16 protein-coding genes are annotated in these 20,432 nt (G+C 61.9%); 8 read left to right on the top strand and 8 right to left on the bottom strand.

Going from position 1 to position 20,432, the window contains the following annotated elements; all coding sequences use genetic code 11:
• Positions 1–142: 142 nt before the first annotated feature.
• A complete protein-coding gene (locus tag EAY64_RS04375) occupies positions 143–1,477 on the bottom strand; it encodes an MFS transporter (RefSeq protein WP_103523569.1) in 1,335 nt (444 codons plus the stop codon).
• Between the two features lie 186 nt (positions 1,478–1,663).
• Between EAY64_RS04375 and EAY64_RS04370 the strand changes: the two genes are divergently transcribed.
• The 3 genes from EAY64_RS04370 (at position 1,664) to EAY64_RS04360 (ending at position 5,269) form a co-directional block, all read left to right on the top strand.
• Positions 1,664–3,793: a sensor histidine kinase gene (locus EAY64_RS04370; protein WP_103523568.1), complete on the top strand. Its 2,130-nt coding sequence runs from the start codon at positions 1,664–1,666 to the stop codon at positions 3,791–3,793.
• Positions 3,790–4,389, top strand: a complete 600-nt coding sequence (locus EAY64_RS04365; protein WP_103523567.1) for a response regulator transcription factor — start codon at positions 3,790–3,792, stop codon at positions 4,387–4,389. The genes EAY64_RS04370 and EAY64_RS04365 overlap by 4 nt, the downstream gene beginning before the upstream one ends.
• Before the next feature lie 121 nt (positions 4,390–4,510).
• The gene (locus EAY64_RS04360; protein ID WP_147456173.1) at positions 4,511–5,269 is read left to right on the top strand and encodes an amino acid ABC transporter substrate-binding protein; all 759 of its coding nucleotides are present in this window, start codon (positions 4,511–4,513) and stop codon (positions 5,267–5,269) included.
• A 92-nt stretch (positions 5,270–5,361) separates the two neighbouring features.
• On the opposite strand, the gene EAY64_RS04355 is transcribed toward EAY64_RS04360, so the two are convergent.
• The gene (locus EAY64_RS04355; RefSeq protein ID WP_103523565.1) at positions 5,362–6,060 is read right to left on the bottom strand and encodes a dienelactone hydrolase family protein; all 699 of its coding nucleotides are present in this window, start codon (positions 6,058–6,060) and stop codon (positions 5,362–5,364) included.
• 297 nt (positions 6,061–6,357) lie between these two features.
• Here EAY64_RS04355 and EAY64_RS04350 point away from each other — a divergent pair, with 297 nt between their 5' ends.
• Complete coding sequence (locus EAY64_RS04350) at positions 6,358–9,033, top strand: bifunctional diguanylate cyclase/phosphodiesterase (RefSeq protein ID WP_158604607.1); 2,676 nt, start codon at positions 6,358–6,360, stop codon at positions 9,031–9,033.
• Here the strand turns inward: EAY64_RS04350 and EAY64_RS04345 are convergent.
• Positions 9,030–9,956: a LysR substrate-binding domain-containing protein gene (locus EAY64_RS04345; protein WP_103523563.1), complete on the bottom strand. Its 927-nt coding sequence runs from the start codon at positions 9,954–9,956 to the stop codon at positions 9,030–9,032. The two genes, EAY64_RS04350 and EAY64_RS04345, sit on opposite strands and share 4 nt — an antisense overlap.
• 109 nt (positions 9,957–10,065) lie before the next feature.
• On the opposite strand from EAY64_RS04345, the gene EAY64_RS04340 reads away from it, so the two are divergent.
• Entirely contained in the window at positions 10,066–10,674 is a 609-nt protein-coding gene (locus EAY64_RS04340; RefSeq protein WP_103523562.1) for an FMN-dependent NADH-azoreductase, read from the top strand.
• A gap of 166 nt (positions 10,675–10,840) precedes the next feature.
• Positions 10,841–12,436, top strand: a complete 1,596-nt coding sequence (locus EAY64_RS04335) for a sensor domain-containing diguanylate cyclase (protein ID WP_103523561.1) — start codon at positions 10,841–10,843, stop codon at positions 12,434–12,436.
• Between the two features lie 6 nt (positions 12,437–12,442).
• Here the strand turns inward: EAY64_RS04335 and hemF are convergent, their stop codons facing one another.
• The 4 genes from hemF to EAY64_RS04315 form a co-directional block, all read right to left on the bottom strand.
• A complete protein-coding gene (gene hemF / locus EAY64_RS04330; RefSeq protein WP_103523560.1) occupies positions 12,443–13,351 on the bottom strand; it encodes an oxygen-dependent coproporphyrinogen oxidase in 909 nt (302 codons plus the stop codon).
• Between the two features lie 427 nt (positions 13,352–13,778).
• The gene (locus tag EAY64_RS04325; RefSeq protein WP_103523559.1) at positions 13,779–14,609 is read right to left on the bottom strand and encodes an alpha/beta hydrolase; all 831 of its coding nucleotides are present in this window, start codon (positions 14,607–14,609) and stop codon (positions 13,779–13,781) included.
• 101 nt (positions 14,610–14,710) lie between these two features.
• A complete protein-coding gene (locus tag EAY64_RS04320; protein WP_226034174.1) occupies positions 14,711–16,081 on the bottom strand; it encodes an ATP-binding protein in 1,371 nt (456 codons plus the stop codon).
• A complete protein-coding gene (locus EAY64_RS04315; RefSeq protein WP_103523605.1) occupies positions 16,078–16,785 on the bottom strand; it encodes a winged helix-turn-helix domain-containing protein in 708 nt (235 codons plus the stop codon). Before EAY64_RS04315 ends, EAY64_RS04320 begins: the two co-directional genes overlap by 4 nt.
• Positions 16,786–16,945: 160 nt before the next feature.
• Between EAY64_RS04315 and EAY64_RS04310 the strand changes: the two genes are divergently transcribed.
• Positions 16,946–19,012, top strand: coding sequence for a carbon starvation CstA family protein (locus EAY64_RS04310; RefSeq protein ID WP_103523557.1), 2,067 nt, complete (start codon positions 16,946–16,948; stop codon positions 19,010–19,012).
• The gene (locus EAY64_RS04305) at positions 19,005–19,193 is read left to right on the top strand and encodes a YbdD/YjiX family protein (RefSeq protein WP_103523556.1); all 189 of its coding nucleotides are present in this window, start codon (positions 19,005–19,007) and stop codon (positions 19,191–19,193) included. The genes EAY64_RS04310 and EAY64_RS04305 overlap by 8 nt, the downstream gene beginning before the upstream one ends.
• A 68-nt stretch (positions 19,194–19,261) precedes the next feature.
• Here EAY64_RS04305 and EAY64_RS04300 read toward each other — a convergent pair whose 3' ends face one another.
• The gene (locus EAY64_RS04300) at positions 19,262–20,293 is read right to left on the bottom strand and encodes a YeiH family protein (RefSeq protein WP_103523555.1); all 1,032 of its coding nucleotides are present in this window, start codon (positions 20,291–20,293) and stop codon (positions 19,262–19,264) included.
• Positions 20,294–20,432 lie beyond the last annotated feature (139 nt).

Here is a 20,432-nt window from a genome sequence, read left to right as displayed (position 1 = left end):
GCCCAATGCCCTTCGGTTAAGGATTTTTGGCTGGATGATCTGATTTGAAGAGCGCCTGAAGTCACAAAAAAAGCACCGTTCCCCCGATGTGGGGAGACGGTGCTTGGCTGAGCGGTGACGCTATCAGGGTGGGGCGCCGCTGTTAATGCCCTTTGATTTCGGCATCGATTTGCGAGTGGTCCGCGGTGTCGCGCATGAACCAGCAAACCAGCAAGGAGCAAGCGATCACTGCGGTGGCATACCAGTAGAAGCCGCTTTCCATGTGGATGGATTTGAACCACAAGGCGAGGTATTCGGCGGTGCCGCCAAACACCGATACGGCAAAGGCGTAGGGCACGCCCACCCCGGTGGCGCGGATGGTGGCGGGAAACAGCTCGGCCTTGACCAGGGCATTGATGGAGGTATAGCCGGAGACAATGATCCAGGCACAGGCAATCAGGGCAAAGGCTTCCCAGGGGCCGCTGGCGTTACGGATGGCGGTGAGCAGTGGCACGGTGAACAGGGTGCCGAGCAGGGCAAAGCCCACCAGCAGCGGGCGGCGGCCAATGCGGTCGGACAGGGCGCCATACAGCGGTTGCAGGCACATGGCGAACAGCAGCGAGGCAGCAGAGACGGCGGTGGTTTGTCCGTCGGTCAGGCCGACCGATAGCCGCAGGAATTTCTGCATATAGGTGGTGTAGACATAGAAGGCCAGGGTGCCGCCCATGGTCAGGCCCACCACCAGCAATACTTCCTTGGGATGGCGTGCCAGCTGCTTCAGTCCGCCCATCGGTTTGGCTTGTTTGCGGGCGGTTTCGAACGACTGGGTTTCCGGCATGTTGTGGCGCATGCGCAGGGCGAGGATGGCTAGCCCGGCGCCGATGACAAAGGGAATGCGCCAGCCCCAGGCGCGCAGTTCTTCGGCGCTGAGCAGGAATTTCTGCAAGACCAGCAGCAGGATCAGTGCCAGCAGCTGGCCGCCAATCAGCGTGACGTACTGGAAGCTGCTATAGAAACCACGGTGTTTTGAATCCGCCATTTCTGACAGATAGGTGGCACTGGCGCCGTACTCGCCGCCCAGGCTGAGGCCTTGCAGCAGGCGTGCCAGCAGCAGGATACACGGCGAGAGGATGCCGACCGAGGCATAGGTGGGGGCACAGGCGATCAGCAGCGAGCCAAAACACATCAGCAGCACCGAGGCCATCAGCGCAGTCTTGCGGCCGTGGCGGTCGCCCAGGTGACCAAACAGGATGCCGCCCAGCGGGCGTACGAAAAATCCCAGGGCAAAAATGCCGGCGGTGGACATCATCTGTGCCGTCGGGTCCTGCGCCGGGAAAAAGGCGCTGGCAAAGTACAGGGCGAAGGCGGAATAGCAGTAAAAATCAAACCATTCGACCAGATTGCCGGCGGAGCCGACGAAGATGGCGCGCAAGCGTTTGCCGGAAATGCGTTCGCCGGGCTGGCTGTCGCTGGCCGGCCTGATGGAAGCGGTGCTCATTGATGGTCTCCTTTTGTTGTGCGGGAGAGGGCAGGTCTCCCCCGTTTTTGGCCTTTTACTATGGCAGGCAGGGGCCGGGCGAGCATCCGCAACTTCGTCGTACGCTTCTCCGTAAAACTACGGAGAAGTGTTCCAAAGCGCGGGGGCAGCTGTTATGTTCGTCTGCTCTGCCTTGTGGGAAATGCCATGCTTGCCTGGTTCAATGCACGCCACTGGCGCAGGCTGCTCACGCTGGCCGGCGCGCTTGTTCTGATCGTGGCATCGGGCAACTGGGCTGCGCAGCACGAGCTGCAATCCAAGACGGTGGCCTTGCGTCAGGCCGCCGCCGCCCATGTGCTGGGCCTGCGGGGCCTGGTGGAGAAGCACGATTTCCTGCCCTATGCCGCTGCCCGCCAGCCCGATGTGCAAGCCTTGCTCAGCACCCCGCACGATGCCGCCTTGCAGCGGCGGGTCAATGCTTACTTTGCTGATTTGCAGCGCACCACCGGTGCGGCGGCCCTGTTCCTGATCGACCGCGCCGGGCTGACGCTGGCGGCCAGCAACTGGCAGCTGCCGTCTAGCTTTGTCGGCGAGTCTTATCGCCAGCGCCCTTATTTTGAAAACGCCTTGCAAGGCCAGCGCGGCCTGTTTTACGGCCTTGGCCTCACCACCGGCCAGTCTGGCCTGTTCATTGCCGAAGCGGTGCGGGTGAATGGTGTCATTCTGGGTGTGGTGGCGGTCAAGATCAGCCTGGAGCCTTTGCAGGCAGCGTGGATGCGCGGCAGCGACCCGGTGGTGCTGCGCGATGGCCATGGCATTGTCTTTCTGAGCGCGGTGCCCGAATGGCTGTTTCACAGCATCCAGCCGGTGTCAGCGGCGGATTTGCGCTGGATAGGCAGCCATCGCCAGTATGGCAGCCGCGAGCGTTTTGCCGTGCTGCCCTGGCGGCGTGAGCCAGCGGCCGACACCGGGGGCTTTGTCCTGCATACCACGGTACAAGGCCAGCGCCGCGAGCTGTTTGCGCTGGATACCCCGCTGCCGGAGCTGGGCTGGACCCTGACGGTAACCACCGACATGAAGGAGGTGGTGCAGGCGCGGCAGGCCGCGCTCATGCTCAGCGCCCTGGCGGTGGCACTGCTGCTGCTGGGCATCCTGTACTGGCGGCTGCGCGAGAAGCGCTTTGTCGAACAGCGCGCGGCGCGGCTGGAACTGGAGCACCGGGTAGAAGAACGCACGCGGGATCTGGAAGAGGCGCACAGCTTCCGCAAGGCCATGGAAGACTCCTTGCTGGTGGGCATGCGGGCCCGCGATGCGGCGGGCACCATCATCTATGTCAATCCGGCACTGTGCGCCATGGTGGGCTATACGGCAGAAGAATTGCTGGGGCGCCGCCCGCCTTATCCTTACTGGCATCCGGATGATCTGGAAAAGCAGGCTCGCGAGAGCGACGAGGTGCTGCAGGGGCGTGCCACCCCGCAGGGCTTCGAGTCACGCATCCGCCACAAGGACGGACGGGATGTGATCACCATGGTGTACACCGCACCGCTGGTGGATGCGCAAGGAGTGCACCGTGGCTGGATGAGCTCCGTGGTGGACATCACCGCGCAAAAGCAGGCCGAAGCACGTCAGCGCGATCAGGAGTTGCGGCTGGCCCGCAGCGCCCGGCTGGCCAGCGTGGGGGAAATGGCTTCCACCCTGGCGCACGAACTCAACCAGCCGCTGATGGCCCTGTCCAATTTTGCCATTGCCGCACGGGCGCTGGCGGCGCAGGGCGCCACCGAGCTGCTGGCCGGTACGCTGGACGAAATCGTCGAGCAGTCGCGGCGCGCCAGTGAAATCGTCAAGCGGGTGCGGGTGTTCATCAATCCGCAACGGGCGCACTACGAAAGCCTGCGCATGGAGAATGTCATCTCTCATGCGGCGCTGCTGCTGAAGCCGGAGTTGCAACGCCACGGTGTGCAGTTGCAGCTGCTGCTGGACGATGCGGCGGCGCCGGTGCGTGGCGATACGGTGTTGCTGGAGCAGGTGCTGGTCAATCTCATCCACAATGCACTCCACGCCATGCAGGGCCAGCCGGCACACAGCCCTACCATTACCCTGGCCTGTCAGCGGCTGGAGCAGCTGGTCAGCATCAGCGTGGCCGACTCGGGGCCGGGCATTCCCCCCGAGCAGCGCGAACAGATCTTTGCCCCGTTTTTTACCACCAAGCCGGACGGGCTGGGCCTGGGGCTGAATATCTGCCGCACCATCATCGAAGCGCATGGCGGTGCCATGACGGTTGATGACCGTGCCGGCGGGGGCGCGGTGTTTACTTTTACCCTACCGGTGGAACCATGAACGATTTGCCACTGACCCTGTTTCTGGTCGATGACGACGAAGCACTGCGCCGCTCGCTGATCCTGCTGCTGTTTTCCCAGGGGCTGGCGGTGCAGGCCTTTGCCTCGGGCGAGGATTTTCTTGGCGCGGTCAACCTGCGCCAGCCCGGCTGCGTGATTCTCGACCTGCGCCTGGGCGGGATGAGCGGGCTGAGCGTGTTTGACCATTTGCTGGCGGCACACAGCCCGCTGGTCACCCTGTTTCTGTCCGCGCACGGCGATATCCCCACCGCGCTGGAGGCGGTGCGGCGTGGTGCCTACGACTGGGTGGAAAAGCCGGATACCCAGCAGCTGCTGGACAAGCTGCCGGCGGCCATCGCCCTGGCCCGTGCCCGCGCCCAGGCGCTGCAGCGCTGGGCCGAGCTGACGCCGCGTGAACGCGAGGTGGCCCGGCTGGTGGGACTGGGCCAACCCAACAAGGAGATCGCCCGCATTCTGGTGCCGCCGTGTGGCCATCGCTCGGTGGAAACCCATCGCGCCAATATCTTCAGCAAACTGCAATGCGCCAATGACAATGAGCTGGGGCGCTGGCTGGCGGCACATCCCTGGCTGGACTAGTCGCCTGCGCCGCCACTGTGGATGGTGTTTGCGCTGATTTTGCCCGGCACGGTGGGCGGATTGATGCTAATACGCATTATCGCAAGCTGCTTGAAGGTGCTTACACATGTGGCGGATGATCATGCGCGGTACATTCATATTCAGCCTGTTGCCGCAGCCTGCGCAGGCTTGCAATGCGACGGTCACGCCGGATGGTACGGCGCCGTATAACCGGCCGGATATCCACGGCATTGCCGTGTTTCTGCCGCAAGTGCTGGAAAATGTCGAGGACAGCCCCTTTGCCAATCTGATCCGGGTGGTGAACAAGTACTACCCTGCGGGGCGGATCAGCCTCAGCATCGAGCCGGTGCGGCGGGTTTATCTGGACATCAGCGATCAGCATGCCGATTTTCGCTTTCCCATCATGAAAATCCGCGACGGAGCGGATAGCCAGACGCCCTACCAGTTTGGGCATGAGATGCTGGGCAAGGTCAGCTTTGTGCTGTACAGCAACAAGGCCATGCCGCTGGACAAGGCCGCCGTGCTGGACATGGCCAATCTCAACAAATACCGGCTGGCGGCGCCGCCGACCAACTGGGGCTTTCATACCGACAGTGTGGTTGATCTGGAGCGCTCACTGAAAATGCTCAATCAGGGGCGGATAGACGGGGTGATCTGGGCGCAGGAGGAAGCGGATTTCCTGATCCGCAAACTCAGGCTGGATCATGTGCACCGCTCTCATTTCGATGACTATCCGGACGTGATCTTTCTTTCCTGCAACCGGCGCGGCAATTATGTCAATCAGGTGCTGAGCAAGGCGATTGCAGCTGCACGCGCCAGTGGTGAACTGGCCCGCGCTTATGCCGCCGTGCACCAGCCCTACCAGGACTGGCAACCCTGAGCGCCCATGAGCAACAGCCCCGTGGGCGGGGCTGTTGGGGTGATCAAGGCCAGGCTGCATGGCTGGCCTGGGGCGGTGTGCCGGGCGGGCGCCTAGAGATGCTCGGCCAGGAACTGTAGGGTACGGCCGGTGGCCAGCGCAGCGGCGGCCTGATTGTAGACGGCCAGGCGGCCCCAGCAATTGAAACCATGGCCGGCTGCCGGGTAGTCGAAGAATACGGCATTGTCCTTGCCGGCAAACGCCGCCTTGACCTGGGCAACGGCGCTGGGCGCAATGTGCTCGTCCTGACCGGCATAGTGAAACAGGATGGGCTGGCTGATCTGTGCCGCCAGCTCCAGGTGCTGGTCGATGCCGCCACCGTAAAAACACACGGCAGCATCGGCCTGGCTCAGCGCTGTGGCGCGGAAGGCCAGCTGGCCGCCCAGGCAGTAGCCCAGGGTGGCGACCTTGCCTGTTAGCTCGGGGAGCTGGCGCAGCTGTGCCACGGTCGCCGCCACATCGGCTGCTGCCAGTGCGGTGTCTACCGTCTGGTAGTAGCCAAAGGCTTGCTGGGTGCCGGCGGCGTCATAAGCCAGATCCACTCTGGGTTTGAGGCGCCAGAATACATCCGGTGCCAGTACCACGAAGCCGGCCAGGGCATATTGATCGGCTACGGCGCGGATGTGTTCATTGACACCCCAGATTTCCTGTACCAGCACAATACCGGGGCCGCTGCCCGTGGGCGGCAGCGTCAGATAGGCGCTGAATGTCTGGCCGTCGGCGGTGGGGATATCAATCCATCTTGCGTTCACAGGCTGCTCCTTGTTGCGGAAAGTACATCTTGGGGGTGGTAGGCGCTGGTAGTCACACCAGGCGCGTGGCACAGCATAGTCAAAAACCTGCTGCGCAGCACAGTGAGTTTGCCGGCAGGCCTGGGGTAGTCGGGGGGAAAATCCGCTTTGTATTGGCCGTGTTGATCAGTAATGTCATTGTATTTTCTGTCGAGCCGGCATTTTGATTTTTGTCAGCTTGTGGACGGTGAAGTTGCTAGGACAGCCAGATGGGGTTTGTTAACATGGGTTTCAGCATCAACGATCCTTCCTTGGCCCATGATCCAGCGTCCGCAACGCATTTACCTGGTGTTTTTCCTGCTGCTGTTCATGGGCACGGCAGCGCTGATCGCGTTTCTGCTGGGCACGGCCTATGTCGAAAAACAGCACCAGGCCGAAGTGAATGCCCGCAATGTGGTGGCCGTGCTGGAGGCCAGGCTGGAGGCCGCCCTGCGGCGTACCCAGGCCAACCTGGAAGAACTGGCCCAGCGCACACCGCTGTCGGCCCTGTCGCTGGCCGCCCGACCACAGTATGCAGCCGCCATACAGCAGCAGCTGGCCTTGCCGGCGCGCCATTTTCCCGAAATCATCGGCCTGCGGCTGATCGATGCTGCGGGTAATGTGCTCTATGCCTCGGACCGCGTGCTGCCACAAGCCAATGTACGCGACCGCAGCTATTTCATCGCCCTGAGCCAGCATCCACAGCAAGCACTGTTCTTTTCCGAAGTGGCTACCGGCCGTATCAATCGCAACCTGCAGCTGTATATGGCGGTGCCGATCCGTACGCCACAAGGCGCTTTTGCCGGCATTGCCATGGCGCCGCTGGATATCGGCTATTTTCAGAAACTGTTCGACGCCGTGGATCTGGGCCCGCATGGGGTGATTACCTTTCGCCGCAGCGACGATGGCCGGCTGGTGTTGCGCCATCCGGCCCGGCCAGGCACGGTCAACCAGACCCTGCATAACAATCCGATGCACCAGCGGGTGGAGGCCGGAGAACAGCAGGGGGTGATCCGTTTTTATTCCGCCATCGACCACATCGAGCGGGTTTATGCTTTCAAGCGGGTGGGCGATTTTCCTTTTTATGTGGCAGCCGGCATTGCCAGTGATGATTTTCTGGCGCAGTGGCATACCACCTTGCTGGGCACGGTGGTGGTGTCCTTGCTGTCGCTGCTGCTGCTGGCCTGGCTGCTGCAGCGGCTGCGTCGGTCGGAAGAGCGGCGGCTACATGCCAGTGGCGAGTTGCAGGCCAGCGAAGACCGCTTCCAGCAATTGTTCAATTCGGTGGGCGAGGGTATCTGCGGCATGGATCACCAGGGTCGCTACCTGTTTTCCAATCCGGCCGCCCGCCAGCTGCTGGGCCATGCCGATGAAGCCACCCTGCGTGCAGAGGACCTGCCGGGCCTGATTCATGCGCAGCAAGCCGATGGCCGGCCCTTGCCGGCGGCGAACTGCCTGATCCGTCAGGCGGTGCGGCAAGGACAGAGCGTGCATGAAGCCGATGATGTGTTCACCCGCGCCGATGGCAGCCTGCTGGCCGTACGTTACGATGCCTACCCGCTGCTCAAGGATGGCCAGAATGTGGGCACGGTGCTGCTGTTCCAGGATATTGGCGAACGCAAGCGGCAGCAGCAGCAGATTGCCTTCCTCGCCCATCACGATGCGCTGACCGGCCTGCCCAACCGTATTCTGGCCGAAGACCGCTTTTGCCAGCTGGCCAGCCTGGCCCAGCGCCATCAGGAGCAGCTGGCCATGCTGTTTCTGGACCTGGACGGCTTCAAGACCATCAATGATTCACTGGGACACGATGTCGGCGACGAGATGCTGCAAGCGGTGGCACAGCGGCTGCAGTCCTTGCTGCGCGAGCACGACACGGCCTGCCGCCTGGGGGGCGACGAATTCCTGCTCTTGCTGCCCGGCCTGCATGGCATGGGTGGGCTGGAGGGCCTGGCACTGCTGATCGGGCGCATCCTGCATGGCCTGGAGCAGCCTTTCGTGCTGAACAGCCATCAGCTGTCCACCTCGGCCTCCATCGGGGTTGCCCTGTATCCGGCTGATGGCGAGGATTTCACCACGCTGATGAAAAAGGCGGATACCGCCATGTATCACGCCAAGGATGCCGGACGTAATACTTACCGGCTGTTCGATGAGCGGATGAATGTCGAGGCGCAGCAGGTACTGCGCTTGCGCAGCCATTTCATGGCGGCACTGGAGGCCGGCCAGTTCGTGCTGCACTACCAGCCGCAGATAAGACTGTCCGATGGCCAGGTATTGGGGGTGGAAGCACTGGTGCGCTGGCAGGATGGCGAGCGGCTGATTAACCCGGCCGAGTTCATCCCCATGGCCGAAAGCAGTGGTCTGATCGTGCCACTGGGCGAGTGGGTGCTGCGTGAGGCCTGCCGTCAGGCGGCGCTGTGGCAGCAGGAGCAGGGCAGCCCCTTGTGTGTGGCAGTCAATATCTCGGCGGTGCAGTTCAAGCGCGGCAATCTGGAACACACCGTGGCCGAGGCGCTGGCACACAGCGGTTTGCCGCCGCAGCTGCTGGAGCTGGAGCTGACCGAAACCACCTTGCTGCACCAGACCGAAGGCGTGCAGCACACCCTGTCACGGCTGAGCGAACTGGGGGTCAGGCTGGCCATCGACGACTTTGGCACCGGCTATTCCAGCCTGGCCTATCTCAAGCGGCTGTCGGTCAACAAGCTGAAGATCGACCAATCCTTCATCCACCATCTGGTAGAAGATGCCGACGATGGCAATATCGTCTGCGCCATCATCGAAATGGCGCGCAAGCTGCAGTTGCAGACGCTGGCTGAAGGGGTGGAAAGCCCGCAGATTGCCGAGCTGTTGCGGCAAATGGGATGCGAGCAGGCTCAGGGCTATCATTTTGCCCGGCCACAAACAGCCGCCCAGCTGTACGATTACCTGTTGGCACAGCGCAGGCGGCGGACAGCCTAGCCGGCCGGTGGGTAAGAGGGGTGGCCCGCTGGGATCAGTTCGGTCACCAGAAAATCGATAAAGGCCCTGATGGCTGGTGACAGGCCGCGCCGGCTGGTAAAGGCGGCATGCAGAATACCCCAGGGGCTGTCGAATTCCGGCAGCAGCCGCAGCAAGCGTCCTTGCTGCAAGGCCTCGTCACAGACCATCACCGGCAGTGCCGCCACACCCAGACCGGCGATGGCGGCCTCCAGCAGCACCAGCAGGTCGTCGGTCATCAGGCGCGGGCTGTCGATCTGCAGGTTGTAGCTATGGCCGGCCTGGTCCAGCAACTGCCACTGGCCACGGCCATCCGCACGGCTCATGGTCAGTGCCGGCAGCGCGAGCAAGTCGGCCGGTGATTGCGGCATGGGATGCTGGCGCATGAAGTCCGGGCTGGCCACCAGAATGACCTGGCTGACCGACAGCTGGCGCACCACCAGATTGCTGCTGTTGTCCAGGCTGTTGCGCACCCGCAGCGCGACGTCGATATTGTCCTCGATCAGGTCCACCCGCCGGTTGGTGGCTTCCAGGCTCACCCGCACTTGCGGATGGCGCAGCATGAAGCGCGGCAGGGCCGGTGCCAGCAAGGTCTTGGCCAGCAGTTCGGGGCAGCTCACCCGTACCAGGCCGCGTGGTTCGGCGGTGATGCGGGCAATGGCATCATCCGCCGCCTCGGCCTCGGCCAGCATGGCCTGGCAATGCTGGTAATAGCTGCTGCCTACTTCAGTCAGTGCCAGCCGCCGCGTGGTGCGTTGCAGCAGGCGGACTCCCAGACGTTCTTCCAGCTCGGCTACCCGGCGTGACAAGCGGGATTTGGGAATGCCCAGCATGCGGCTGGCCGCCATGAAACCGCCGAATTCCACTACCTTGGCAAAATACAGCAGGTCGTTGAGGTCTTGCATCAGATTGTCCTATTGGTGGAACAATGTTTCCTTTTTTTGCAGTCTAGTCATGATTGTTATCAAAAACTACTATTCACCCATACCTAACTGCACAAAAAGGAAGTCCATCATGAAACTGCTTCACCTTGATTCCAGCATTCTTGGTCCGAATTCCGTTTCCCGTCAGCTGACTGCCGGCGTGGTGGATGCCGTGCGCCAGCGTCATGCTGGTCTCGATGTCAGCTATCGCGATCTGGCCAGCCAGTCGATTGCCCATCTGTCCGGCGAAATCATCGGCGCCAATTTCACTGCCGAAGCCGACTGGACCGCTACCCAGCGCAGTGAAAGCGCCCTGAGCAATGCGCTGATCGAAGAATTCCTGGCTGCCGACGTGCTGGTGATCGGTGCCCCGATGTACAACTTTTCCATCCCGTCGCAGCTGAAGAGCTGGATTGACCGCGTGGCTGCTGCCGGCCGCACCTTCAAGTACACCGAGAATGGTCCGCAGGGCCTGGCCGGTGGCAAGAAAGTGGTGATCGTCTCCAGCCGTGGCGGTGTGTACTCCACCGAGCAGGGCCAGCTGATGGACTTCCAGGAAGACTACCTGCGCACCGTGCTGGGTTTCCTGGGCATCAGCGATATCGCCTTCGTGCGGGCCGAGGCGGTCAATATGGGCGAAGACAAGCGCGCCACCGCCATTCATGCGGCCAAGGAAGCGATTGCCAAACTCGCGCTCTGATCAGGCGGGTTGTTGTGGGAAAAACGGGTCAATCTGACCCGTTTTTTCAATGCCGGTTTGTGAATCGACCGCGCAAGGTACAGCTCTGCTGACACCCGTGTTAGCGTGTGAGCATATATAAAGTACATTGCTATGGTGTCGAGAGAGTCGCAAGCGGGTTGGCAAGATGCGTAGGATGCTGTTGGGCGAAATGGTGCTGGATCACCAGCGGGCATTTCGCGGCATATTGACGCTGGTATTCATGCTATTGGTTGTTTCCAACGGCTGGTATGTCTATTCCCGTTCGCTCAGCCTGTCCGACCAGTATGCTCACCATGCCGTGGCCGGCCTGCGCCAGCATTTCGAGAAAATATCCGGTTTTATCGACACCATCCAGGCTGAAGCCGTGCGCGAGCTGCAATGGGGCGAGCCGCCCCGTGATGTCGATGGCCAGCTGTCCGCGCTGCGCAATGCGCCGGGGAGCAATTATTTTTCGCTGGACCAGCTGCCGCCGCCGCTCAGCCATCAGCAGATCGGCAATCTGACCGGGCTGGTGTTGCCCGGCAAGCCGGAAGCCTCACGCCAGCGCGAGATGGCAGTGGCGCTGGGGCTGGCACCGATGCTGACTGCAGCCTACCGCAATCTGGATGACCATGGCGTGGCCTGGGTCTACTACATGTCAGGCCAGCAGTTCATCTACCTGTATCCCTTCGCCCCCGCCGCCGATTACCACTACAGCCTGGCCACGCCCAGCGGTGTGTTCTGGCGCATGGCTCAGCCGGAAGCAAACCCGGCGGGCAAGCGCTTCATGACGCCCGTTTATATCGATCAGGCGGGCAAGGGGGCCATGCTGACCATCGGTCAGCCGATTGTCGCCGGCGGGCGTTTTTACGGCGCTCTTTACATGGATGTCGGCATTTCTACCCTGCACCAGTTATTGGGCAGCTCGGGCGAGGTGCTGGGCAAGCTGTATCTGCTGAATGCCCAGAACCAGATTGTTGCCGCTAATACCGAGGAGGCCGTGCCACAGGAAAACCTGCTGCGCCTGCCGGTGATGGCCGACTACCGCGCCGGCCCCACCGCCCACGTCAAGGTGTTTGCCGTGGGGGACAGCGGCATGCGGGTATTGCATTACCTGCCCAACGAGGTGCTGGCACTGGAGATCGTCAAGGGCACGGCACCGGGCATCGTGGCCGCCTTGTTGTTGTGGCTGGCATTGTCTTTGCTGAATCGCACCTGGGTGCTCAATCGCGAGCTGCGGCGGCTGTCCGAGCACGATGCGCTGACCGGCGCCTTGAACCACCGCGCCTTTCAGGCGGTGCTGTCACAGCTGTATCAGGGCTATCGCGAGACGGGCCAGGTGTTTGCGCTGGTGATGGTGGACCTGGATCACTTCAAGAGAATCAACGACACCTTCGGCCATGCGGTGGGTGACGAGGTGCTGAAAGTGCTGGTGCGGCTGGCACGGCGCATGCTGCGCAACCAGGATCTGGTGGCACGGCTGGGAGGCGAGGAGTTTGTGCTGGTATTGCCGGCCACCGAGCTGCGCGACGCGATGAAGGCGGCAGTGCGTCTGCGCCTGCAGCTGGAGCGGCTTAACTGGGCCAAGCTGGGCCTGCCGGGTAAGGTCACCGCCAGCATGGGCTGTGCGGTGGTACTGGCCAGCGACAGCAAGGCCGGGGCCGTGCTGAAGCGCGCCGATGACGCCATGTACCGTGCCAAGCAGGAGGGCCGCAACCGGGTCTGTGTCGACCTGCAGGGGCAGCCGCCCGGCGTGGAGTAGGCTGGCTTACACCCAGTCGCGTACCGGCAGGAAACGCTGGTACAACTCGGCTTCGGCACTGCCCTCGGCCGGCTGGTAGCCATATTCCCAGCGTACCAGCGGCGGCATCGACATCAGGATGGATTCGGTACGGCCGCCGGTCTGCAGGCCGAACAGCGTGCCGCGATCCCATACCAGATTGAATTCCACATAGCGGCCACGACGGTAGAGCTGGAACTGGCGTTGCGCCTCGGTCCACGGCGTGGCCTTGCGCTTGTCCACGATGGGGACATAAGCCGCGACAAAGCCCTGACCAACCGCCTGCATGAAGTCGAAGCAGCGGGCAAAACCCCACTGGTTCAGATCGTCAAAGAACAGCCCGCCCACGCCGCGCGCTTCATTGCGGTGCTTGAGGAAGAAATACTCGTCGCACCATTTCTTGTAGTCGGCATAAACCGTGTCGCCAAACGGCTGGCATAGCTCGCGTGCCACGCTGTGCCAGTGGACCACGTCCTCTTCCACGCCATAGTAGGGCGTCAGGTCGAAACCACCACCAAACCACCAGATCGGTTCGGCACCATCCTGTTCGGCAATGAAAAAGCGCACATTGGCATGGCTGGTGGGAATGTGCGGATTTTCCGGATGAATCACCAGCGATACGCCCATTGCCTCGAAACGGCGACCGGCCAGTTCCGGACGATGGGCGGTGGCCGAAGCCGGCAGTGCATCACCACTGACATGCGAGAAATTCACCCCGGCCTGTTCAAAAACCGCGCCATGGCTCAGCACACGGCTGCGTCCGCCGCCACCCGCCGGCCGCTGCCAGGCATCCTCGACAAAGCGCCCGCTGCCATCGGCCTGTTCCAGTGCGGCGCAGATGCGGTCTTGCAGTTGCAGCAGAAAGGCTTTCACATCGTTGGCGTGGGGATGGCTCATCGCAATATCCTGGGTGGTGGTGTGGCTGGCATTGTAGCAGAGCCCTTCCCGGCTGCTGCAGCCCGCGCTGCGGACAAAAAAGAACCCGCCTGAGGGGCGGGTTACACAAAGTCACACAAAGGACAGAGGAGAACGGGCCCGTTGCCAGACCCTAAACAGATACAGAGCAAGCACCTTGCCGCAGGCTCGGGGGGATCCGCAGCATGGCTTGTTTGCATGGGAAACAGTGTGCCAGAGCCGAGTGGCCGCTCTGTGCGGCTAGCGTCTGGGCTATGTACCTGCGCTGTGCCGGCTTGATGACATTGCATGACAAAGCGCCGCACTTTGTTGCTGTTGATGAAGCCGGGGAACTTTGCCTGCCCGCAATGACAAAGGGCCGGCACTGCTGGCAGTGTCGGCCCGGTGGCTGCAAGTGCCAGGGGGGAAATCAGGCGACGAGGGCTTCACCCTGCCACAGCGGCTGTGTCGGGCTGGCCGGACGCGGCTTGCTGGCCGGACAGGCCCGGAAAAAATCCACGCTGCGCGCCAGTACCGCCATGCGTTCGTTATCCACCAGAATCATGTGATAGCTGTCGGACAGCGGCATGAAGTCGACCGGCCCGCCCAGGTGTTTTTGCAGGTGGTGCGCCGAGCGCGGGCTGGTGATGTCGTCTTCGTCGGCATGCACGATCAGCGTGGGACAGGTGATTTCCTGCAGGCGCGGCATCAGTTGCTTGCGCAGTTTGTCCACCTCGCGGATGCAGGCCAGAGGCACATAAGGATAGTGAAAGCGTTCGCCGCGTTCGAAGCGTTGCTGGATCAGCTTGCGGATACGCTGGTTCTTGATGCCGAACGGCTCGGCTTCCGGCACGCGCATGCGGCGGGCCATGCCCGGCAGGATATAGCCCAGCTTGCGCAGCCAGGTCAGGCGCGGCAGGCTCCAGCCATCCAGAAACAGCGGCGGCGCATACAGCGCCAGCTTGTCCTGATGGTTTTCCAGCCGTGCCACTTCCAGTGCCACCAGCGCACCCAGGCAGACGCCGGCCAGATGCACTACGCCATGGCGCTGCTTCAGCGCCCGGTATTGGGCGCGCATGCTGTCTATCCAGTCCTGCCAGCCGGTTTCCAGCAGATCGTCCGGTACGGTGCCGTGGCCTGGCAGCAGCGGGGCATGGGTATCGATCCCGGCTTCTTCCAGGGTGCGGCCCAGCGAGCCGAGGTCGTAAACGGTACCACCCAGGCCATGAATCAGCAGGGCGGCGGGACGAGGTGAGGGCATGGAAAATTCCGGCAGGAGAGTGAACAGCCTGCAGTATGCGCAAGATAAAGCGGCCAGTCTGTCAGTTTCCTGTCACAGGATTGTGACAGGCTGTGACCCGTTCAGCTGAGGGCGATGCGCAGGGTCAGCCGCGCTCCGCCCAGCGGGCTCTTGCTGGCGAAGGCATTGCCGCCGTGATGTTCGGCAATCAGCCTGACATAGGACAGCCCCAGACCATAGCCGCCGGTGGCGCGGTCACGGCTGCGGTCCAGCCGGCGGAAGGGTTCGAAAATCCGTTCCCAGTCCTGCGGCGGAATGCCGTGGCCATCGTCGTCGACATGGATGTCCAGCATATTGCCATGGCGCTCGACGATCAGATGCACCTGGTGCTGGGCGTATTTGAAGGCGTTCAGCAGCAGGTTGCGGCTGGCGACATAGATCAGCTTGCGGTCGAAGGTAGCCTGGCCGCGTGCACAATCCATGGACAGGGAGAGGGTGGCCGGCTTGAGCGGGTTGACCAGGTCGAGCAGGTCGTCGAACCAGTCGTACAGGTCGACCTGCTCCCGCTGCAGGATGGATTCACCCCGGTTGAGCTTGGCGTACTCCATGCTGGCGGTAATCAGCTCTTCCAGCTCCTGCATGTCGCGTTCCATGCCGTCGCGGTAGCGTTGGCGCTCGGCCTCGTCCTCTTCCTCTTCCAGCATGGTCAGGCCGAAACGCAGCCGGGCAATGGGAGTGCGGATTTCATGCGCCACGGCATGGCTCATCGCCTGATGCATTTCCAGCAGCCGCTCCAGCCTGGCGGCCATGCTGTTCAGCGCAGTGGACAGCGGGGCGAACAGCCGGCTATGCGCCTGCGGGGTACGTACGTGGAAATCACCGTTGGCGAACAGTTCGGCGGCATCGCGCACCGAAACCAGATCGCGCCACATCGGCCGCAGGTAAAAGTAGATCAGCAAGCCCAGCGTGCTACCGGTAAACAGGATCCACAGCAGCAGTACTTCGATGTCTTCGGTAATCCAGCCGCTGTCGTTGCTGTTGGTGGTGGCATCCAGCGGCCCCATCAGCACCATGCGGTGCTCGTCGCGTAGCGGGATGTACAGCAGGTTGTTGTCGAAATCGAGATAGGTTTTGCCGGCGGCAAAGTTCTGCTTGCTCTCCGGGTCCAGATCGGTCGGCAATTCCGTGATCAGCTTGACCGGATAGCTGAAATGGCGCGTCAGCTGTGGCAGGGCGTGTTCGCGGCCGGCTGGTGGCACCCGTTCCAGCTCTTGCACCAGCAGCGAGGCCGGGCCATCCAGCATGCGACGGGCGTTTTCACTGTCGCTATTCTGGTACAGCTTGCCCAGCATGAAGGCGAAACCGATGATGATGGCCAGCTCGGCGGCCATGGCGATGATGAAGTAGCGGGCGAACAGCGTGGCCAGTGATGCCTTGGAGGCTTTGCCGGGGCGCGCTTTCTTGTCTGCTCGCAACAGGGGCAGTTTCATCATTCCCAGTCACTACGCGAAAAAAGATAGCCCTTGCCGCGCACGGTCTTGATACGGGTGGGCGAATCGGGGCTGTCGCCCAGTTTTTTGCGCAGCCGCGAGATGCGGGCATCGATGGAGCGGTCCAGCCCGTCAAAGCCGATGCCGCGCAGCTCGTTCATGATGTCATCACGCGACAACACCTGGCCGGCATGGCTGGCCAGCAGCCACAGCAGGTCGAATTCGGCGGTGGTCAGTTCCATTTCCTCGCCGGCGAGCGAGGCCGAGCGCGTGCCCTGGCTGATGCTGAACTGGCCGAATACCAGCTCATCGTTGTCGCTGCTGTCGCTGCTGCCGCCATCGTCGACGCCGCGCCGTAGCAGGGCGCGCACCCGTGCCAGCAGGCGGCGCGGTTCGACCGGCTTGGCCAGATAGTCGTCGGCGCCCAGTTCCAGCCCGAGGATTTCGTCCACGTCCTCGTCGCGCGCGGTCATGATCAGGATGCGGCCATGGTAGCGCAGCCGTACCTCACGGCAGACATCGAAGCCTTCCTTGCCCGGCAGCATCACATCCAGAATGACCAGATCCGGCCGGGTATCCAGGATCACATCGGCAGCGGTATCGCCGCGACCATGCAGGCTTACCTGATAGCCGTGTTTGCCGAGGTAGGCGGAAATCAGCTGAGCCAGATGAATATCATCTTCGATAATGAGAATGTGGGGTGTCATGCCATGCCTGCGAAAATCAATGGGAGAAATAGTATCACCATACAGGCGGATGGCTTGTATTTCCGAATCCATGCGAACAGAATGAAACGCGTGTTTTCCCAACGCGCTCAGGCCGGTTTCATTACCGGCCCATGATTAATTCAAGGACAGAGAAAATCACATGCAACGCTTAAAGGAATGGGCAATCTGGATTGCCGTGGCCCTGGCGGGCGCCGTCGCTTTTGCCGTCGTGGCACTCAATCGCGGCGAGCCGGTCAATGCCATCTGGCTGGTGGTGGCCGCCGTGTCGGTCTACTCCATCGCTTACCGTTTTTATGGCCGGTTTATTGCCAATACCGTGCTGGAGCTGGATGCCAAACGGCTGACCCCGGCAGAAAAGCACAACGACGGCCTGGACTACGTGCCGACCAACAAGTGGGTGGTGTTTGGTCACCACTTTGCTGCCATTGCCGGGGCGGGGCCGCTGGTGGGGCCGGTGCTGGCTGCGCAGATGGGCTATCTGCCGGGCACGCTGTGGATTCTGATCGGCGTGATGCTGGCCGGTGCGGTACAGGATTTCCTGGTGCTGTTCCTGTCCATGCGCCGCGACGGCAAGTCGCTGGGTGAAATGATCCGGCTGGAGCTGGGCCCCATCCCCGGCGTGATTGCCTCCATCGGCATCCTGATGATCATGATCATCCTGCTGGCGGTGCTGGCACTGGTGGTGGTCAAGGCGCTGACTGGCAGCCCGTGGGGCAGCTTCACCATTGCCTGCACCATTCCGATTGCCCTGTTCATGGGGATCTATACCCGTTATATCCGTCCGGGCAAGATTGGCGAGATTTCCGTCATCGGCTTTGTGCTGCTGATGCTGGCCATTGTCTATGGTGGTGATGTGGCCAAGAGCGCCACGCTGGCACCGCTGTTCACGCTGCAGGGTACCACCCTGGCCTGGGTGCTGATCGGTTACGGCTTTATCGCTTCGGTGCTGCCGGTATGGCTGCTGCTGGCACCGCGTGATTATCTGTCCACCTTCCTCAAGATCGGCACCATTATCGGTCTGGCCATCGGCATCCTGATCGTGGCGCCGAACCTGCACATGCCGGCGCTGACCAAGTTCATCGATGGCAGCGGCCCGGTATTTGCCGGTAATCTGTTCCCCTTCCTGTTCATCACCATTGCCTGCGGTGCGGTATCCGGCTTCCACGCGCTGGTGGCCTCCGGCACCACGCCCAAGCTGATCGAGAACGAAACCCACGCCCGTGTCATCGGCTACGGTGCCATGTTGATGGAAAGCTTTGTTGCCATCATGGCGCTGATTGCCGCCTGCGTACTGGATCCGGGCGTGTACTTCGCCATGAACAGCCCGGCGGCCGTCATTGGCAAGACCGCAGTGGATGCGGCACAGGTGATTTCCAGCTGGGGCTTTGTCATCACCCCGGATGTGCTGACGCAGATGGCCAAGGATGTGGGCGAGACCACCATCCTGTCGCGTGCCGGTGGCGCACCGACGCTGGCCGTGGGCATGGCGCACATCCTGTCCGGCGTGATTGGCGGCAAGACCATGATGGCTTTCTGGTACCACTTTGCCATCCTGTTTGAAGCGCTGTTCATCCTCACCACCATCGACGCCGGCACCCGCGTGCTGCGCTTCATGATTCAGGATCTGCTGGGCATCTTCATCAAGCCCATGGCCAATACCGAATCCTGGGCAGCCAACCTGATCGCCACCGGCCTGGCCGTGGCCGGCTGGGGTTACTTCCTCTACCAGGGCGTGGTCGATCCGCTGGGCGGCATCAACACCTTGTGGCCGCTGTTCGGCATTGCCAACCAGATGCTGGCCGGCATTGCGCTGATCCTGGCTACCGTGGTGCTGATCAAGATGCAAAAGCTGCGCTATGTGTGGGTGACTGCCGTGCCCACCATCTGGCTGCTGATCGTTACCTTGGTAGCCGGCTGGCAGAAGCTGTTCCACGCCAGCCCCAAGATCAGCTTCCTGGCCCATGCCAACAAGTTCTCCGCCGCAGCGGCCAAGGGTGAAATGCTGGCCCCGGCCAAAAGCCTGGCACAAATGCAGCAGATCATCTTCAATGATTATGTGGATGCCACGCTGACCGCCATGTTCATTGCCGTGGTGGTGGCCATGCTGGTGTTCTCCGTCAATGTCATCCGCAAGGCGCTGGCCGTGAAGTGGGTCACCACCAAGGAAGTGCCGGCGGTCTATCGTCAGGGAGAAGCCAATGTCTGAGTTGTTGCGCCAGCTGACCGAGGCGGCGCGGCTGATGGTGGGGGTGAAGGACTACGACAAATATGTCGCCAGCCGCCGCCGTTTCAGTCCCGATGCACCGGTGATGAGCCGGGAGGACTTTTTCGCCCACTGCCAGTCCGAGCGTTACGGTGGCAAGTCGATGAAAAAGTGCCCTTGCTGATTTCCCGTCAGCCATAGGAAAACCGCCCGATTCCGGGCGGTTTTCTTTTGCTTGCTAGCAAACGATGCTCAGAGCTGGTGAACCAGATAGCTGATGCCGCTGTTGATCAGCGTGCCGCCAATCAGCAGCCAGGCAAACAGCGCGCTGGCCAGCCACATCGGCTTGCTGCCGGCGCGGCGGATGGCGGAAAAGTGTGTGGTCAGACCCAGGGCACCCATGGCCATGGCCAGCAGCAGATTATCCAGCGCAATCAGCTGGGCTACCCAGGCTTGCGGCAGCCAGTGCAGCGAATTGAAAGCGGCCATGGCGAGAAAGCCCAGGGCAAACCACGGAATGGTGATGCGGCCTGCCTCGCTGCTGCCAGACTGATGGCGACGGGCCAGCCAGGTCGACAGGATCACCAGAAAGGGGGCCAGCATCATCACCCGGATCATCTTGGTAATCACTGCGCTGGTAGCGGCCTGCTCACTCACCGCACGGCCGGCAGCCACGGCCTGTGCCACTTCATGCACGGTGGAGCCGGTAAACACGCCATAGGCAAATTCCGACACGCCCAGCGTCTGCACCAGCGAAAACAGCAGGGGATACAAGAACATGGCCAGGGTGCCGAATACCACCACGGTGGCCACCGCCACGGCAACCTTCTCGGCATGTGCCTTGAGCACGGGTTCGGTAGCCAGGATGGCGGCTGCGCCGCAGATGGAGCTGCCCGCCCCGATCAGGATGACGCTTTGCTCGTCCAGCCCCAGCTTGCGCCGGCCCAGCCAGAAGGCCAGCAAGAAGGTGGAAGTCAGCACACAGGCATCGATCAGGATGCCGCTGATGCCGACTGCGGCAATGTCCTGAAACGTCAGCTTGAAACCGAACAGGATGATGCCCAGGCGCAGGATCTGCCCTTTGGCAAAGGTGACGCCATGGTGGCTGGGTAGGGCAATGCGTGGATAGATGGTGTTGCCGAGCACCATGCCGCCGACGATGGCTATGGTCAGTGCCGACAGGCCAAGCTGGCCGAACCAGGGCAATGCGGCGGCGTGGAGTGAACCCAGAGCCAGAACCAGAACCAGCAGCAGGCCGGGGGTGTGCTGACGTAGTGTGTTCATGATGAGCTACCTGCAAGAAGTGAGGGCGCTTTGCCCCGATGTCTGAACGATACGCCGCCGCATTAAAGTTGAAAAACGGATAAAATATCTAAAAACAATTAGAAAAATTAATATATAGGGTGGGTGTAATCCGGCTGGC

The organism is Aquitalea palustris (assembly GCF_003693445.1).
GTDB classification, from domain to species: Bacteria; Pseudomonadota; Gammaproteobacteria; order Burkholderiales; family Chromobacteriaceae; genus Aquitalea; species Aquitalea palustris.
This window is presented reverse-complemented; position numbering and strand designations above follow the sequence as displayed.

Coding starts and splice junctions, on each gene's coding strand:
- EAY64_RS04375 (WP_103523569.1), bottom strand. CDS start 1,477: ATGAGCACCGCTTCCATCAGGCCGGCCAGCGACAGCCAGCCCGGCGAA.
- EAY64_RS04370 (WP_103523568.1), top strand. CDS start 1,664: ATGCTTGCCTGGTTCAATGCACGCCACTGGCGCAGGCTGCTCACGCTG.
- EAY64_RS04365 (WP_103523567.1), top strand. CDS start 3,790: ATGAACGATTTGCCACTGACCCTGTTTCTGGTCGATGACGACGAAGCA.
- EAY64_RS04360 (WP_147456173.1), top strand. CDS start 4,511: ATGCGCGGTACATTCATATTCAGCCTGTTGCCGCAGCCTGCGCAGGCT.
- EAY64_RS04350 (WP_158604607.1), top strand. CDS start 6,358: ATGATCCAGCGTCCGCAACGCATTTACCTGGTGTTTTTCCTGCTGCTG.
- EAY64_RS04345 (WP_103523563.1), bottom strand. CDS start 9,956: ATGCAAGACCTCAACGACCTGCTGTATTTTGCCAAGGTAGTGGAATTC.
- EAY64_RS04340 (WP_103523562.1), top strand. CDS start 10,066: ATGAAACTGCTTCACCTTGATTCCAGCATTCTTGGTCCGAATTCCGTT.
- EAY64_RS04335 (WP_103523561.1), top strand. CDS start 10,841: ATGCGTAGGATGCTGTTGGGCGAAATGGTGCTGGATCACCAGCGGGCA.
- hemF (WP_103523560.1), bottom strand. CDS start 13,351: ATGAGCCATCCCCACGCCAACGATGTGAAAGCCTTTCTGCTGCAACTG.
- EAY64_RS04325 (WP_103523559.1), bottom strand. CDS start 14,609: ATGCCCTCACCTCGTCCCGCCGCCCTGCTGATTCATGGCCTGGGTGGT.
- EAY64_RS04320 (WP_226034174.1), bottom strand. CDS start 16,081: ATGATGAAACTGCCCCTGTTGCGAGCAGACAAGAAAGCGCGCCCCGGC.
- EAY64_RS04315 (WP_103523605.1), bottom strand. CDS start 16,785: ATGACACCCCACATTCTCATTATCGAAGATGATATTCATCTGGCTCAG.
- EAY64_RS04310 (WP_103523557.1), top strand. CDS start 16,946: ATGCAACGCTTAAAGGAATGGGCAATCTGGATTGCCGTGGCCCTGGCG.
- EAY64_RS04305 (WP_103523556.1), top strand. CDS start 19,005: ATGTCTGAGTTGTTGCGCCAGCTGACCGAGGCGGCGCGGCTGATGGTG.
- EAY64_RS04300 (WP_103523555.1), bottom strand. CDS start 20,293: ATGAACACACTACGTCAGCACACCCCCGGCCTGCTGCTGGTTCTGGTT.